Annotated in this window: 14 protein-coding genes and 1 pseudogene; 4 read left to right on the top strand and 11 right to left on the bottom strand. The window is 47.3% G+C overall.

Annotated elements, in window-relative coordinates:
- The 4 genes and pseudogenes from JWH17_RS15395 to JWH17_RS15410 form a co-directional block, all read left to right on the top strand.
- Nucleotides 1-330: pseudogene (locus JWH17_RS15395) on the top strand (hypothetical protein); the annotation flags it as partial.
- Between the two features lie 26 nt (nucleotides 331-356).
- Nucleotides 357-692 carry a hypothetical protein gene (locus tag JWH17_RS15400; protein WP_205223525.1) on the top strand — a complete coding sequence of 112 codons (336 nt, stop codon included), beginning with the start codon at nucleotides 357-359 and terminating at the stop codon, nucleotides 690-692.
- Nucleotides 689-1,939: a group II intron reverse transcriptase/maturase gene (ltrA, locus tag JWH17_RS15405; RefSeq protein ID WP_205223526.1), complete on the top strand. Its 1,251-nt coding sequence runs from the start codon at nucleotides 689-691 to the stop codon at nucleotides 1,937-1,939. Before JWH17_RS15400 ends, ltrA begins: the two co-directional genes overlap by 4 nt.
- Nucleotides 1,926-2,312, top strand: coding sequence for a hypothetical protein (locus tag JWH17_RS15410; RefSeq protein WP_205223527.1), 387 nt, complete (start codon nucleotides 1,926-1,928; stop codon nucleotides 2,310-2,312). The genes ltrA and JWH17_RS15410 overlap by 14 nt, the downstream gene beginning before the upstream one ends.
- 732 nt (nucleotides 2,313-3,044) lie before the next feature.
- On the opposite strand, the gene JWH17_RS15415 is transcribed toward JWH17_RS15410, so the two are convergent.
- The 11 genes from JWH17_RS15415 to JWH17_RS15465 all read right to left on the bottom strand — a co-directional run bounded on the left by JWH17_RS15415 (nucleotide 3,045) and on the right by JWH17_RS15465 (nucleotide 15,383).
- Entirely contained in the window at nucleotides 3,045-3,224 is a 180-nt protein-coding gene (locus JWH17_RS15415; RefSeq protein ID WP_205223528.1) for a hypothetical protein, read from the bottom strand.
- An 823-nt stretch (nucleotides 3,225-4,047) separates the two neighbouring features.
- Nucleotides 4,048-6,051, bottom strand: coding sequence for an ABC transporter ATP-binding protein/permease (locus tag JWH17_RS15420; protein ID WP_205223529.1), 2,004 nt, complete (start codon nucleotides 6,049-6,051; stop codon nucleotides 4,048-4,050).
- A 201-nt stretch (nucleotides 6,052-6,252) separates the two neighbouring features.
- Nucleotides 6,253-6,714, bottom strand: coding sequence for a universal stress protein (locus JWH17_RS15425; protein WP_205223530.1), 462 nt, complete (start codon nucleotides 6,712-6,714; stop codon nucleotides 6,253-6,255).
- A gap of 182 nt (nucleotides 6,715-6,896) precedes the next feature.
- A complete protein-coding gene (locus JWH17_RS15430) occupies nucleotides 6,897-7,514 on the bottom strand; it encodes a V-type ATP synthase subunit D (RefSeq protein ID WP_205223531.1) in 618 nt (205 codons plus the stop codon).
- A gap of 117 nt (nucleotides 7,515-7,631) precedes the next feature.
- Nucleotides 7,632-9,071 carry a V-type ATP synthase subunit B gene (locus JWH17_RS15435; RefSeq protein WP_232371118.1) on the bottom strand — a complete coding sequence of 480 codons (1,440 nt, stop codon included), beginning with the start codon at nucleotides 9,069-9,071 and terminating at the stop codon, nucleotides 7,632-7,634.
- Between the two features lie 53 nt (nucleotides 9,072-9,124).
- Nucleotides 9,125-10,939, bottom strand: a complete 1,815-nt coding sequence (locus tag JWH17_RS15440; protein WP_205223532.1) for a V-type ATP synthase subunit A — start codon at nucleotides 10,937-10,939, stop codon at nucleotides 9,125-9,127.
- Nucleotides 10,936-11,553, bottom strand: a complete 618-nt coding sequence (locus tag JWH17_RS15445; protein WP_205223533.1) for a V-type ATP synthase subunit E — start codon at nucleotides 11,551-11,553, stop codon at nucleotides 10,936-10,938. The genes JWH17_RS15440 and JWH17_RS15445 overlap by 4 nt, the downstream gene beginning before the upstream one ends.
- A 6-nt stretch (nucleotides 11,554-11,559) precedes the next feature.
- Nucleotides 11,560-11,868, bottom strand: a complete 309-nt coding sequence (locus tag JWH17_RS15450; RefSeq protein WP_205223534.1) for a V-type ATP synthase subunit F — start codon at nucleotides 11,866-11,868, stop codon at nucleotides 11,560-11,562.
- Between the two features lie 13 nt (nucleotides 11,869-11,881).
- Nucleotides 11,882-12,202 carry an ATP synthase subunit C gene (locus JWH17_RS15455; RefSeq protein WP_205223535.1) on the bottom strand — a complete coding sequence of 107 codons (321 nt, stop codon included), beginning with the start codon at nucleotides 12,200-12,202 and terminating at the stop codon, nucleotides 11,882-11,884.
- Between the two features lie 114 nt (nucleotides 12,203-12,316).
- Nucleotides 12,317-14,323: a V-type ATP synthase subunit I gene (locus tag JWH17_RS15460; protein ID WP_205223536.1), complete on the bottom strand. Its 2,007-nt coding sequence runs from the start codon at nucleotides 14,321-14,323 to the stop codon at nucleotides 12,317-12,319.
- The gene (locus JWH17_RS15465) at nucleotides 14,307-15,383 is read right to left on the bottom strand and encodes a V-type ATPase subunit (protein WP_205223537.1); all 1,077 of its coding nucleotides are present in this window, start codon (nucleotides 15,381-15,383) and stop codon (nucleotides 14,307-14,309) included. The genes JWH17_RS15460 and JWH17_RS15465 overlap by 17 nt, the downstream gene beginning before the upstream one ends.
- Nucleotides 15,384-15,425: the final 42 nt, after the last annotated feature.

The following is a 15,425-nucleotide window of genomic DNA, read 5'->3' on the forward strand; positions in this document are numbered from 1 at the left end:
GAGTACTGGCAAAATGATAGTAAGACAGGGAAAGTCCTGCATTTTACATGGATTACCGATTTTACGGTTTCTCGAGAGAATGCCATGCAGATAATGCGTGGTGGCCGTGCCCGCTGGAAAATCGAAAGTGTGCCGCAGGCACACAGAAAGGAGGTTCGACTATGGACTGACAGACTGTGGCAAAGCTATACAGAAGATGAGGGTAGGTCCCTCGGGGTCGGCTTTCAGGAGCGGGCCTCAAACCACCCCAAGCTGCTGCGGTTAAGAGCCGTCGGTAGTGAGCGTTGGGGTCAAAGCGTCGAGGCTGTACCTCGAGCAGGTAGGGAATAGAGAGACGAACGAAAGTGAACCTTCCGATGACGCGTCGTAAACCAAAGATTTGTCGTCAAAACCAGGGGCGTTTCCATCTTCTGGGACAAGCTTGTCGGTTACCTGACTATTGGGCAAGTGGCGGCCGGCGTATAGGGGGCGTGAATCTGTTTCAGGCTTTTGTATGGAACTGCGGGAACCAGTCGTTCCGGTGTATAGGGAGAAGCACAAGTGGTAGAAGCCACGAGGCGAGAGTACCGATACGGAGCACTGGGGCGGATCGATCTGTAGTAGTGAGGAAGACCGGTAATGCGGTTGGAGCGAAGGGATCGAGTCAAGCCGCTGCATTTATCGTTCAACTGGAAACAGGAGGAGACGAATGAGTGCATCAAAACCATTTACCATTGACAAATGGCAGGTGTACAAAGCGTATCAAGCAGTAAAAGCCAATGCTGGATCAGCTGGAGTGGACGGTCAGTCATTGAAGATGTTTGAGAAAGATCTGAAAGCGAATCTGTACAAGATCTGGAATCGAATGTCCTCAGGCTGCTACTTTCCACCCCCGGTAAAGGCGGTTGCCATTCCCAAAAAGAGTGGCGGGGAACGCATCTTAGGTGTCCCGACCGTAGCAGATCGTGTGGCGCAAATGGTTGTCAAGCAGGAGATAGAACCCGAGATTGAGGCAACGTTTCTGCCGGACTCCTACGGTTATAGGCCAGGAAGATCGGCCTTGGATGCAATCGGGGTCACGCGGGAACGGTGCTGGAGGTATGATTGGGTTCTGGAGTTTGATATCAAAGGACTGTTTGACAATATTGACCACGCCCTGTTGCTTCGGGCAGTTGAGAAGCACGTCAAATGTAGATGGGCTTTGCTGTATATAAAACGGTGGCTGATAGCGCCGTTACAGCTTATGGACGGTACCTTGGTAGAACGTACTCAGGGAACTCCTCAAGGAGGTGTAATTAGTCCGATCTTGGCCAATCTGTTCTTACATTATACATTTGATGTTTGGATGAGTAAGTATTTTCCAGGTAACCCATGGTGCCGGTATGCGGATGATGGGCTGGTACATTGCAGAACCGAGGGTCAGGCGCAGGCAGTTAGGTCAGCACTTGATGCCAGGTTTAAAGAATGTGCGCTTGAGATGCATCCGGACAAGACAAAAATCGCTTATTGCAAAGATAATAGCAGAAGAAAGGACTACCCGGTAACAGAATTTGATTTTCTGGGGTACACCTTTCGGCCCCGGTGGGTGTTGAACCGCAAGCGTAAAAGTATATTCCTCAATTTTACGCCAGCGGTCAGCAGTAAGGCTGTTAAAGCTATGCGGCAAAAGACTCGTAAGCTGAATTTCCGGAATCGAACGGAACTGAGCTTGGCTGATATTTCCACGTATTACAATCCAGTCCTTCGGGGGTGGTTGACTTACTATGGACATTATTATCGGTCGGCAATGTATCCGGTTTTTAGGCACTTCAACAAAACGTTGGTGGCCTGGGCGATGAGGAAATACAAGAGGCTGAAAGGTCATAAGATACGAGCAAGTAGGTTCATTGAGCAAATTGCTCAAAAGGAACCTCACCTCTTTGTACACTGGCAGAAGGGCATGGTAGGTGCGTTTGCTTGATGGGAGCGGTGTGAATCGAGAGGTTCACGCACCGTTCTGCGAGAGGCTGGAGGTGAGATTCCTCCGGCCTACTCACCATGAAACCTTCAATACACTGAAGAACCAGGGATACCACTTCGAGCATAATTATGGTCTTGGCAAGCAGCATTTGAGCACGGTATTTGTCTTGTTAATGATATTGGCCTTCCTTGTGGATCAAATCCAGCAACTCTGTTGTCAGCTGTTCAATGCTGCCTTGAAAAGGGCAAGAGGCAAAAAGAATTTCTGGGACTGGGTACGTTCACTCTTTCGCGTAATGATGCTGGACAGTATGGAGCAATTGTATCGCGTCATTCTCAACCCTGAACCGCAGAAGCTGAGCCAAGTTGAGTGAGCTATTTTCTTTTCAAAAATCAATCCCCTGAAATCACAGAGAACAGGGACGAACGGTGAGCCATGCCCAAACGGCAGAAAATGTTCTCATTTCAGCAGCTCACAACCAAGAAACTGCACGCCAGAAAGACGTTGCCTGGTAAAGGTAATAGAAGCAGAGGCTTATCGAGACTCATTTGAGGCAAGATGGCTTACTCTGGGAACTGCTGAGTGAACCTATTTTTTCTCACCTTCAACGCCCTTCGGGATCGGCAATTTCACCAAATCTGCTACGTTACCGAAGGCTTGAAGTATTTTTATACGTCTGCGCCTCCGGTGCCTCACATCTTCGGCAGGTAGCGTAGACTCCGAAGCAGGTAAGGTAAACTCCGATAGTAAGCTACCGCAAATGGCCTGCAACAAAGAGTCTGCGGAAAAATCCGCTGACCCGGAGGGTGAGTTTTTTGATTATCGACGAAAAAACAGTCTGTTTTTTTAGCGCTACCGTATTTTCTTTAAATATCAAAAACTTAAGTTGAAAATCAAAAAACTCATGAGAAATTCGGGCTGATCCTGCCTTGGGAGCAAGCATGGCAAAATGTTTTTTTGTTAAAATCTGTTAATCGCTGAATGGATGCTCAGCAGCCGAGATTTTCCAAACTGGAAGCATCCCCCTCTCCACAGCTATAAACAAAAACGCCCTCTGTAAAAAAATACCAGAGGGCGCGGGAGCGAGAATTATAGGGAAACCATGTTACCAGCTGTCACCTAAAACAAGGTTGAGATTCATACAACTATCTTGTTCATGTTTGGAAAGATCTTCTTTATTTTTTACCTTACGATCTTGATCAATGTAGCAGGAGTATTGTGCCCTATTTTTATCACTTACCCATACCATCTTACTAAATTGTTGAGAGATAATTTGACCTTGCATACTTTCCTCCATCTATATTCAATATTAGATTTAATATTGTGTGTTATTGATACCTTCTAAGTACAGCCATTAAGCGGCGAGAAATTTATCTTTATTTCTACTCTGCTGCTCCATCGCTTCATTAACTTACACAGTAAGGCTGTTGATATATAATTCAACAAGAGATGAATAGTAAAAAAATAACAGTAAAAACTACTATGAGTTATATGGCAGGGAGGTAGTACGATAACAGCAGTGGAGATTTGGTGGCAACGTGGTGGCGTTTTTCATGCAGTTTTACCAAAAGATACGGGTGAAAGACGCAACTGATGAAGCGCTTATTTCCACACAGATCTTCTCAGCATTCAGACTAGGTACAGGCTGTGGTAGGATTCCTCGTGGGGTATCCCCGAAATAACTCACAGCCCTGGAGCTATAGAAACGTCCACTCACGGTGACAAGAAAATGATTACCGACTCCGCGTTCAGGATTTTGCTTGACCACTACAAAAAATAAATCTGTCCCCTTTTCATTGGGCGGCATGTCGGCCTTTCTGCCGCGTAGCGGCTTCGTCCAACAAAATAATCAACCGGACGGAAAATACGTCTGTGCTAAATAGAAAAGCAAAATCTATTATTGCGGTGGTTGGCAAGCAGTTCGTCGTCGCCGGTTATCATGAACCGTTACAGGTGCTTCATGTCTGCACTGGCTCGTTTTTTCGCAAGTAAACGAAAACTACGGTAGCCTATCGATGCGGGAGATCATGAGCGTCCAAAAATGGGGTGCCTGTGAGCAGTTGTCATACAGCAATATAATGTATGAGCAGCTTTGGACCCTATTTGTTTCAACCTATCTCATCCCGAAGCGACCAGACACCTTCGGATTCCAGAGTAAGAATCTGATTATGATAGGCTGCCAGCGACGGCCGATGGCCAACACTGATATAGCGGATATCAAGCGCAGCCAGGAGTTGATACAAGGCCTTTTCATTGGCAATATCAAGAGCAGAGGTTGCCTCATCAAGGATGGCAAACCCTGGTTTATTGACCAGTAACCTGGCAAAGGCCAACCGCTGTTGCTCGCCTTGGGAAAGCACCTCTTCCCAATTGATTTCCATATCCAACAAAGGTTGCCCCCCAGCACCATCCTGCATCTTGCGATAGAAATCATTCAGGTTCACCTGGGCCAACACCTTTTCAGCCTGTTCATCACTCAAATACTTCCCGGAAGGATACTGCAGTTGATCCCGCAAAGATCCCAGTACCATATAGGGTTTTTGTGGCAAAAACAGCACCTGGTCCATGGGCGGATGCTCGATAACGCCGCTGCCGGTCATCCACAGTCCGGCAATTCCCCTGAGCAAAGAGCTTTTGCCAACCCCCGAATGTCCCATAATTAAAACACTTCTGCTTTCGTCAAGATCAAAGGATAAGTCACGAATCAGGGTTTGCCGATTATCAGGCGTTTTCAGGGTCAGCTGATGCAGGCGAAAAGTGTCCTGTTGCACCCGCTCAATATGCTCAGCAGAAGGACTGTCTTCCGCCATCTTGGCACCTGAGGCAGCATACAATTTTTCCTTGAAGGTCGATACACGGTTAATGCCGGCGGCAAAAGCACTGATACTGTCAAAATACTGGACGATAATGGAAAAAGCGCCGAGTACCTGGCTAAAGGCAAAGGATGCCTGAGAAATCTGCCCGAACTCAACCTTACCTGCAAAATACATGGGCGCCACAATCAGTGCAGGCAGGATAATGACCAGGTAATTATAACCGGTGGTAAAGAAATCCAGGTTCCGCTGCCAGCCGATCAGAAAATTAAAATTTTTCAGGACCTGGGAAAAGCGCTTGTGGATCTGTTCTTTTTCTCCGGTTTCCCCCTGGTAAAAGGCAATAGACTCGGCATTATCACGGATATGAATAAGCCCGTAACGGAAGTTGGCCTCTTTTCTGAGCTGATTATAATTCAACCCGACCAGCCGTTTCCCGATCAGCACCGTTATCAGGGTACCAAAAAAGGCATAGACCAGCAGGATAACGGAAAGTAGTTTGGAGATAGACCAGAGAATACCGGTAAAGGCAAAGAGGTCGATAACAGCTCCCAGAATAATCAGCAGAAAGCTTAAACTCGTGACCGTAAATTCCTTTAAATCCTCGGCAAGCCGCTGATCCGGGTTATCAATGTCCCTGTTGGCAGTTAGTCCATAATAGGCTCTGTTTTTCAGGTAATTACTAATAAAAGTCTCTGTTATCCATTCCCGCCAGAAAAGGCCCAGCTTTTTTCTGATATAGGAATACATCACCACAATGGGTGTACCGATCACAAAAACCGAGGCATAGACATAGAGAAAGCGCCAGAAGGTAGGGGCATCCTTTTGCGCCAGCGCAGTCTGAAAAAAACGGCCCACATAACTAATCACTACGTTCAAGCCGCTGACAGTAAAAGAAAGGAGCAGCAGCATCCCCAGCACGGCCCAAGGCTTGAGAAAAACGCTCAGTTTTTTCGAATATATGCCGAACACCAGCACCGGCCCGACAAAACCGGCAACCATCAGATACAAAATCCAGGAATGCAACAGTCCGCTGATCCATGGCAATAACCCCGGGGCATTTCCTGCGACAAAATCTGGAACAAATGCATGGGTAACCATTACCGTCGCGGCAATGAAGAAAAAGAGCAACGAGGCTACAAAAGCCATCAAGAGACAAAGTAAGATCAGAAAACGGGTCTTGCTTTTCAGGCCGGGTGGCAGCCAGAATTCCTGTGCAATATCCAGGTATTCCTTCCATAATTTAAAATCAAGCCGTGAAAGCCCTGACATTTCAGAGTGATCATTGTTATGTGTCATACTGCCTGTAACCTCTTCAATAATACTTTCATAGCCGGCTGTTTCCCCAACTAAAGAGAAGCAAGCTGGTAACTACATATGGATAAAATATCTCTTCAGGATACCCTTCCGGACCGCTGGAACACAACAATTAGATAAACAAAAAAAGGTTACAGTTCGGGGTAGATTGTCAGTTTGTAGATTTTCGCTGAATCGTTACCGCTAAGGTTGATTTCCCGTTGCCAGCATAACCGGCAGCTTGGAAAACTCTATGACCCGTTCAGCAACGGAACCGAGTAGGATTCTCCCTATTCCACGTTTACCAAGTTTTCCCATAACGATTAAATCTGCCTGCCAACGTTCAGCTTCCTCTAGAATGGCCTCGTGTGGTACGCCTTCCTTGATGGTCATCGCAACGGGTGTGTGTTGTCCCTTAATTTCCAAGCCCATACTTTTTAAAAATCCTCTGGCATTTTTCTCCATCTCGACCACTACCTCGTCATGACTTTTGTTGCCTAAACGCTGCAATTGCTTGACTATTGCTACATCCAGGACATGCATCAAAAGCAAAGAAGAATTATGGTAAAGTGCCAATCGTCCGGCAAGGTTGACCGCATGGAGGCTGAATTTTGATCCATCAACGGGGACCAGAATTTTGGCGAACAGTGTATGCGTCTCCTTCATCTCTTTTGTCCTCTTTCTGATTGTGCTTCACTGGGGGGCTGTGCCAAAATAACTGTGACATCTTGTTTGTCTTTTCGCTTCTTTTCTGCGCCGCGAAAAAACCACATTGGCAATACTCCGCGAATCTTCTCGCGCCTTGAAAATAACGGAAAAATCAGCTCGATATTGATATAATTATTTCGTTACATTCCCTTATTTCTGATTCGCCTGAGCCTGAACGAATCTTCTCTTTCTTTTTCTTCAAGGCTTATATCTATTGCTTTTATTGTTGCCTGGTATTTTGGGATATAGATATGGGAAAGCACATTGATGCGCTTCAACGTTTTTTTTAGTTCTACGATAAGCCGTTCCATGCCGACTTCCACTTCGGCCAGTTCTCCGGCCAGCTCCATTGCTCGATGAATGGCGACGGTTGTGGAGTCTATGCCTTTCCCGGTCGCATAGAAACCGTACCCTGGTTTGAGCGGTGGAATATCAATATGCACTTGAGGGAGGACGACCCCCATCAGGCTTTTTTCTCGCACCCGAAGCTGTTCTCCTGCCTGAAGTCCTAAACCGACCGATGCCACGGTTGCTTCTCCATACTGGATCACGGCTTCCTGCAACCGCTCATAGGCGACAATCAGGCGCTGATTCATCTCTTCTCGAACTTTTTCCGCCCGGACCGCAAGAGAAGAAATTTGACGAACCAGGATCTCTTTTTTTTGGTCGAGAAGATCGAGACTATCCTCGGCAAAGACCAATTCATCTTTTAGGCGAATAAGGTTGCTTTTGGTTGCCGGGATTTCGATACGTTCCATAGTTGCTTAGTCGTTTATTTGTAATCGTTCACCGCTACCCCATTTTCGCCAGCGAACCGTATAGTGCGTAGGGTGGATAAGCGCAGCGCATCCACGCGGAATCCGATGCCTAGCCTTTTAATCAATAGCATCTTCACTTGCAGATCCCTTTTTTGTACCGTACGTCTTTATTTCTTTCGGCTTTAGCCTGGTCAGTTCGTGTTCCGGGAGAAGCGCCACCAGTTGCCAGGCTAGATCGAGCGTCTCATTGATGGTTCGGTTTTCATCGTCATTTTGTTTCAGGAATTGTTGTTCAAATGCTTTGGCAAAGCTGAGATAGAGTTTGTCGGTGGCAGAAATATCTTCTTCACCAATGATAGATGCCAATCGCTCGATTTGCCTGGCTTTTGCATAGGCTGCGTACAATTGATTGGCAATATTTTGATGATCCTCCCGTGTTCTTCCCGGGCCGATACCATCACTCATGAGCCGTGAAAGAGATGGCAGTACATTAATAGGAGGGTAGATAGCCTTGCGGGCCAGGGTGCGGTCAAGAACAATTTGTCCTTCTGTGATATAGCCGGTTAAGTCTGGGATGGGGTGGGTGATGTCATCATCCGGCATGGTCAGAATTGGAATCTGGGTAACCGAACCTGGCCGGTTTTGCAGGCGACCGGCACGCTCATAGAGAGAAGCAAGGTCACTGTACAGATAGCCTGGATAGCCTTTTCTACTGGGGATTTCTCCTTTGGAGGTTGCCACCTCTCTTAGCGCTTCACAGTAGTTTGTCATGTCGGTGAGTATTACCAGAACATGCATTCCTTGCTCAAAAGCGAGATATTCTGCTGCCGTGAGTGCAATTCGCGGCGTAATCAGCCTTTCGACTGCGGGATCATCAGCAAGATTAAGGAACATCGCTACATTCTTGAGAACACCACTTTCCTCAAAACTCTGCCGAAATCCTTCAGCTTCGTCGTGACGCACTCCCATGGCGGCAAAGATAACGGCAAAGCCTTCATCATCGGCTAGAAGCCTGGCCTGGCGAACAATTTGTGCCGCGAGATCATTGTGACTAAGACCGCTTCCGGAAAAAATGGGTAATTTTTGGCCGCGGACCAATGTGTTCATACCATCAATGGCGGAAATCCCGGTTTGAATGAATTCTTCAGGATAAGCGCGGGCTACAGGATTGATAGGCAGTCCGTTGACATCGCGGGGTGATCCTTCACTGAAAGTCGGACCACCGTCAAGGGGGGTTCCCAGGCCGTCAAAGACTCTGCCGAGCAATTCTTCACGGGACACTGCTATTTCAAAAGGATGACCAAGAAAGCGGACTCTGGCGGTAAGCTGGTTGAGCCCTGTTGTTCCTTCGAATACCTCAATGACCGCTACATCTTCACTGATAGAGAGCACCCTGCCTAGACGAATTTTGTCATCAGGAGTGACGATCTCTACCTGTTCGTCAAAACCTGCTCCTTTGACCCCTTGTACGACCAGCAGTGGACCGTTGATACGTTCAAGGCCTATATACTCCAAAATCGGACCTGCAGGACCTGTGATGTGATCAGGATTTTTCAAAAAGTCCTCCGTGTCAGCCGCAGTTATTTGTTTTCTGAAAAAACAACACTCTTTTAAAATGAGTTTTCATGATGCTGCTGTAGAAGCGTTTCTATTTCTTGATCAATCTGTTGCCTAATGGCAAGAAAAGGGGCAGATTCATCACCTTTTTGGGTAAATTTAAGCCGATGAATCTCCACCACCACCGGGAGCTCCAATGCCCTGAACAAAGGAATCCGGACGGCCACGATTTCAGCCAGGCGATCAAAAAAATACAGGATAATATCCAGAAGCAGGAATTGTTTTTGAGGGCTGGCATAGGTATCAACAGCATCAAAGGCACTTTGCTGAAGAAAATCGTTTTTCAATAATTTTGCTCCTTCGATGATGCGTTTTTGATCGTCGGGAAGGGCCTCTTCGCCTAAAAGCTTGACCGTATTTTGCAGCTTGGCGTCTTCCTGGAGTATTTGCATGGCTTTTTCCGTGAGTTCAAGCCATCCAGAGGCAACCTGTTCGCTCCACCATGGCTCGACCTTGCGGCTGTAGCCGGAATAACTCTGCAGGTAGTTGATGGCGGGAAAATAACGGGCACTGGCCATTTCCTTGTCCAACGCCCAAAAACACTGCACAAAACGCTTGGTGTGCATGGTCACCGGTTCGGAAAAATCTCCACCCGGGGGAGAGACTGCGCCGATGAGGGTGACTGATCCCTTTTTGTTGCTCAAGGTTTCCACCTGACCGGCTCGTTCATAAAAAGCAGCAAGCCGACTGGCAAGATAGGCAGGGAACCCCTCTTCAGCAGGCATTTCTTCCAGCCGGCCGGATATCTCGCGCAAGGCTTCGGCCCATCTGGAGGTTGAATCGGCCATCAACGCGACATCGTAGCCCATATCACGGTAATATTCGGCAATAGTAATTCCTGTGTAAATACTTGCCTCGCGCGCGGCGACCGGCATGTCGGAGGTGTTGGCAATCAGAATAGTTCTTTCGATGAGCGGGTGTTGACTTCGTGGGTCAAGGAGTTGCGGCAGGTCTACCAGCACGCCTGTCATTTCGTTGCCTCGTTCGCCGCAGCCGATGTAGACAATAATATCTGCATCCGTCCATTTGGTGAGTTGGTGCTGAGTTATAGTTTTTCCCGTACCAAACCCTCCTGGAATTGCTGCAGTGCCTCCTTTTACAAGGGGGAAAAACGTGTCGATAACCCGTTGACCGGTTATCAGAGGTTCAGCGGGAATGAGCCGTTTTGCATAGGGACGAGTTTTTCGTACCGGCCAGCGATGAAAGAGTTTTAATCCGTGAATGGTCCCGTCAGGTGTTTTCACGTTGGCGATCACATCATCAAGGGTATATTTTCCGGCGGGAACTATCAGTTCCAATTTTCCTTCTTTGCCCGGCGGAATCAGCACTCGATGGGTAACGATTGATGACTCTGCTACCTCGCCAAGGATAGAGCCGGCGGTAACCTGATCACCTGCAGACAACAAAGGAGAAAAGGTCCAAACACGTTCCCGGTCAAGAGGATGACCTATTTTTCCCCGTTGAATAAAATCTCCCCACTGATGTTGGAGATATTGCAGGGGACGTTGTACGCCATCAAAAATAGTACCGATAAGCCCTGGACCTAATTCAACATAGAGAGGAAGTCCCAGCCCCTGTACCTTGGTACCCGGCCTTATACCGGAGGTGTTCTCAAAGACCTGCACGGTTGCCACATCATGGTCAAGACTTATGACTTCTCCCAGCAAACGCTCCTTGCCGACTTCAACCAGTTCATTCATGGACAGTGCAGAGGCCGGGCATATTTTGAGTACCGGCCCACTGATCATGGTGACAACAGGCAGCGATTCTGTGGGCGCAAGCTGTGTTGCGGTAGGTGAGTTGTTCATGGCTGCTTCACCATTTCCCGGGCAAGTAATTCTCTAAGGTGAGGTTGTGACCGGGTGAGCAGGGCGGAAAAAGAGAAGTCGACAAGCAGTCTTTTATCATAACTATATGCCAGGCAGCCCCCGGTAATCGATTTTGGCTCCGGGAGGAGGTGGACGTTTTTATTGCTCTGCTCTGAGATATACTGACAAAATGATTCGTTTATAAGGGGCTGATCACATTGCCTCACCTGAATCCAGAAATCGTTTCCAGGGAGTTCCCTGATTGCCTGTAAAACGATCGATTGCAAAAGCTCCGGATAGTGTTTTTCTTTACTTATCCGGTCAAGCTGCTGTCGGGTTTCCTGTAAAAGCTGTTGCATTATATCTTCTTTTGCATGCAGCAGCATTTGGCGGGCTTTTAATGTCGCTCCGTCCTTAAGCTTTTTGGCTTGCTGAAAAGCATCTTGTTTGAGCTTGGCAAGATGCTGTTCAAATTCACTGTTAACCTGCTGTTGTGCATCCTGAACAATACCCTGCGCCTGTTTCTCAGCTTGAGTGAGAATTTTTTGAGCTTCTGTTTGCCCTTTTTGGCGGATTGCCCGGCAAAGAAGAGCATCCCGGTCAGGTATTGTCACTTTTGCTCACCTCTTGATGGTTCCCATAAGGGAAAGTATTAATTCCCCGGCAGAAGGACGTTCCGGAGAAGAACCCGTAGTGTCTGGAATTTCAACGATTAAGGGCCTATGCATTGTATAGATAATTGTATCCACCTCTGAACGAACAAGAGCTGCATTTTTTTCAGTTATTAAAACAAGGCCGATCATCTGGTTGTCGACTGCAAATTTCAGGGCTTCCAAGATCATTTCCCTTCCCTTTACAGCGCGAGTTGTTATACCACCCAGGGAAAAGGCCAGGCATGTGGTTGGGTCGCCAATAACAATTATCTGCATTATTCGTTGATATTTAGATTTTACCTAAGATCATTATCGCAACAATAAGGCCGTAAATGGCAATTCCTTCAGCTAAACCAAGGAAAATTAAAGCTCGACCTGCCAACTCCGGTTTTTCGCTCAATGCTCCCATGGCAGATGATCCTACCAGGGCAACGGCGATTCCTGCGCCAAGAGAAGACGCGCCGACAGCTATGGCTGCTGCTATAAATCCCCACTTGATCGCTTCCGGTGAAAGGGGAGCAGCGGTCACGGTTTCCTGGGCTAAGCTTAATGTTGGTACGAGAACATAGAAGAGGCTGATCAGCCACATCCAGTACTTTTTCCATTGCATAGTTTTTCTCCTTCTTTTCCAACAGACTCCTAATTATGATGGACTCGTAAAAAGTCCATCACACACTAAAGATGGCTAAGTGCAACATCGTAGATCGGACTTTTTACGACGCCATCAATTATGATTATGGGTACTTTCCGGTGTTCTTTTTTTTTCAAACAGGGGCTGAAAAGGTTTGCCGCCACCCCTGAAAAATTTACTGAAAAATTCATAGTACTCCAATCGTACGGTTTGAATGGAAACGACCAACCCTTCCAATCCGATAATAATCACGTTGCCGATCAAGAGAGTCAGCCAGTAAAAAAAGCCATGACCATGGGCATGTTGGATCATATCTGCAAGTGTAAAAACTGCTAAAAAAAGGCCGGCATGGGCAAGTGCAAATGCCGCAATCCTCACAAAAGAGACCGTGTTGGCAAGGTAGCGCAGGAGCTCGTCCAGGACATCGATGAGCGATTCAAGAAATGTGATCCCCATGCCCTGCAGCAAAAGGGGGCCTTTTTTGTGTTGGCTCCGCCTGGTTAAGAGCAGTCTGGCCGGGCGTTGGAGAATCATCAGCGTGAAGAGCAGGCCACTGCTCACTTTGGCAACGGCTATTTCAAATGGTGTGGGCGGGCCGACGAGGAAATAGCGTACGCCAAGGGCCGCCAGCAGCCAGTACAAAAGAGCACCGGCGAGTCCTGAAGCAGAGAAGAGTTCTTGGTAACGATGCTGACGGACTATATTGATTAGATTGAGAATAAGTCCAGTGCTGATCATGGCCACCCCAATTGCTGCAGCCACTGTCATAAAATAGTTTATGTTCTCCATGGGGTGCATCCATAGGGCAGGAATAATGTTTTCAAGGCCGAAGATACTGCCATACAGTAGACCAAAAACCGAGGCCGAAAGACCGCACTCCATCAGGATGATGCCATAGTCGATGTAACGATAGATTTTTTTGAAGATGATATAGCCAAGTACGCAGAGCACCGCACCGTGACCGACGTCACCAAACATCATGCCGAACAGAAGCAGAAATGTTATTGCCAGAAAACCGGTCGGCTCTACTTCTTCATAGGTTGGGGTGCCGTAAAGAGTCGTTAACCGTTCAAAGGGTCTGATCAAAGCAGGATTATTGAACAGGATGGGGATGGAAAGGATACCGGAACGGACCTCTTTGACATGTGCCGGATCGACTTGCTCTATAATTGCCTCTCCGGCACAAGCAGCCATCACTCGCTGCTGCAACTCCTTAAAAAGCGTTTTCGGCAGCCATCCTGACAAAAGATATGTGTGATCAATCTGACCAAATTTTTCCTGTGCAAGGAGGAGTTGTCGAGCTAGCAGGAGTTCTTCCCGCAACAGCAGCAGTTTTCCCCCAAATTGAACAGCCAGCTTCTTGCATTGAGCCTCCAGGTCTGCCAATCCCTTCTCTTCTTCTTGTTTTTCGGTGCTTAGCTTTGCAAGAATAGAGGGAATAGTACCCTGCAACGATGTGCTTAATTCCAAGGGATCCCAGAAAGCACTTTTTAAGGCTCGCAGTAATATCGCTTCATCTTCTTTGAGTGCCATTGCCAACAAAATAATCCTTCCCTCCTTGTTGTTCACAGGGATCAGGCTATGTTGTATTCCGTCAAGACTGGTTTGCAGGCGTTGGAAGTTTTCTTCAGGAATAAGGCCGACCTGAAAGGTGGTGTAGCGTAAAGCAAATAATCGTTCGATTTCTATTTCAAGGGGTGCTAATAACTGGAGGCGGGCAATCAGGGCTTGATGTGCACCCAAAATGCTGTGCAGATGTTGCTTTTTTTCAAGAGTTTCGAGAGAATCTTTTTCAATGGTGGTGCATTCTTCTTCCAAGCGAAAAATGAGTTTATCCGGGCGAGGTGTTTGGCTTATCACAGGGGGCTGACTCGAAACCTGCAGTGCTTCCAGTAGATTGTTGACTCGGATGAGTAAGGCGTCATAACGACCCAGGAGCTCAGTGTTCACATGGGCAACATATCCCATATGGCCAAGAGGCGTATCCTCCACCCGAATTAAGTGCATTAAGCGCAAGTCCCCCATGATGGCCATCACTTCTGCTATATGCTCTTCAGGTGTTTGGATAGTAACTCTAGTGAGTTTAACTGGCCGGAACATAACCGTTTTCCTGTAGCTGCCAGGACAGCCTGGCAAGTGATTCTTTTATCGTAAAGTTAAGGGCCTTCATCTGCAGCAGGGTGATCAGATTGGAAAGTTCAATCTCTTTTTCCAAAAGATACGCCACGGCAATACCTATATGAAATGGCTGACCGGAAAATACACGGGCCAGGTAGTGTAAAAAATATGCTTCAAGGCTCCGGTCAATATTTCCCCAGTCTTTGATTTCGGAGAGTTGTTGGTGAAAAGAGTGGGGAAGAAGGTTGATAAACATTGTGATATCTTGAACCCTTGCCAAACTGTTCAGGCAGGTCAGGGAAATAATGTTGCCCCCTGGGATAGTGTAGTTGACAATTTCTTCAGCAGGCAGCTGGTACTCGATTTTTAACCGTATCACCCATAGTGTATTAAGAATATCAATGTAGAGAGCGATAATGTTTTTTGAAACAGTTCGATTATAGCTCTTGCCAAGGCCGTAAATCGCTTCCCATAATAGATGAAAACAGGAAAAATCAAGGGCCATTTCCAGTGGAAAAAGTCTTCCCTGCGCGTCAAATTGGGGGAGGGCGTTTTGCAATGATCGGCCAAAGATATCCGGTGGAAGATGGTCTATGCACTGCTGAATGGATGTACATGCCCAGAGTGTTTCCCACGGTAGCCGGCTTATATGAGCAATTGGATACAATAAATGAGAGACAGCCTCTCTGGTTAAATGAGCGAACTGAGCTCTGAGGAGAATTTTCAGGTTTTCCGCTTCAAAACGTCTGAACAGGGCTAGTATTACCTCTTGCTGCTTTGCTCCACGCAATGAGCGGATAACCTTGGCATAATCAGTGAGTAACGGACGGGCAAGCTGCCGTTCAAGGAAGCGGAGTTCCGGCGCCTCCTGTTCAAACTCAGGAAGGCAGGAGCTATAGGAGGTTGTTGCCAGGTAGGAGAGACAGGCCGGCAGGTCTTTTGCGGCAAGGAGAAAATGGTGATCTTCCTGAGTAAGCTTTCTGCTGCGCAGAGCTCTTACTTTCGCATTGAGATACCCATATTTTGCTGCCGCCGGCAACATGCTCCCTCCTTGTTTTCAGGAATCATAAAGGTCTTGATTACA

The organism is Desulfogranum marinum (assembly GCF_016918565.1).
Classification (GTDB): domain Bacteria; phylum Desulfobacterota; class Desulfobulbia; order Desulfobulbales; family Desulfobulbaceae; genus Desulfogranum; species Desulfogranum marinum.

What these genes read in the sequence shown, in the direction of transcription:
- JWH17_RS15400 (WP_205223525.1), top strand. Translation starts at nt 357, where the DNA reads ATGACGCGTCGTAAACCAAAGATTTGTCGTCAAAACCAGGGGCGTTTC.
- ltrA (WP_205223526.1), top strand. Translation starts at nt 689, where the DNA reads ATGAGTGCATCAAAACCATTTACCATTGACAAATGGCAGGTGTACAAA.
- JWH17_RS15415 (WP_205223528.1), bottom strand. Translation starts at nt 3,224, where the DNA reads ATGCAAGGTCAAATTATCTCTCAACAATTTAGTAAGATGGTATGGGTA.
- JWH17_RS15420 (WP_205223529.1), bottom strand. Translation starts at nt 6,051, where the DNA reads ATGACACATAACAATGATCACTCTGAAATGTCAGGGCTTTCACGGCTT.
- JWH17_RS15425 (WP_205223530.1), bottom strand. Translation starts at nt 6,714, where the DNA reads ATGAAGGAGACGCATACACTGTTCGCCAAAATTCTGGTCCCCGTTGAT.
- JWH17_RS15430 (WP_205223531.1), bottom strand. Translation starts at nt 7,514, where the DNA reads ATGGAACGTATCGAAATCCCGGCAACCAAAAGCAACCTTATTCGCCTA.
- JWH17_RS15440 (WP_205223532.1), bottom strand. Translation starts at nt 10,939, where the DNA reads ATGAACAACTCACCTACCGCAACACAGCTTGCGCCCACAGAATCGCTG.
- JWH17_RS15450 (WP_205223534.1), bottom strand. Translation starts at nt 11,868, where the DNA reads ATGCAGATAATTGTTATTGGCGACCCAACCACATGCCTGGCCTTTTCC.
- JWH17_RS15455 (WP_205223535.1), bottom strand. Translation starts at nt 12,202, where the DNA reads ATGCAATGGAAAAAGTACTGGATGTGGCTGATCAGCCTCTTCTATGTT.
- JWH17_RS15460 (WP_205223536.1), bottom strand. Translation starts at nt 14,323, where the DNA reads ATGTTCCGGCCAGTTAAACTCACTAGAGTTACTATCCAAACACCTGAA.
- JWH17_RS15465 (WP_205223537.1), bottom strand. Translation starts at nt 15,383, where the DNA reads ATGTTGCCGGCGGCAGCAAAATATGGGTATCTCAATGCGAAAGTAAGA.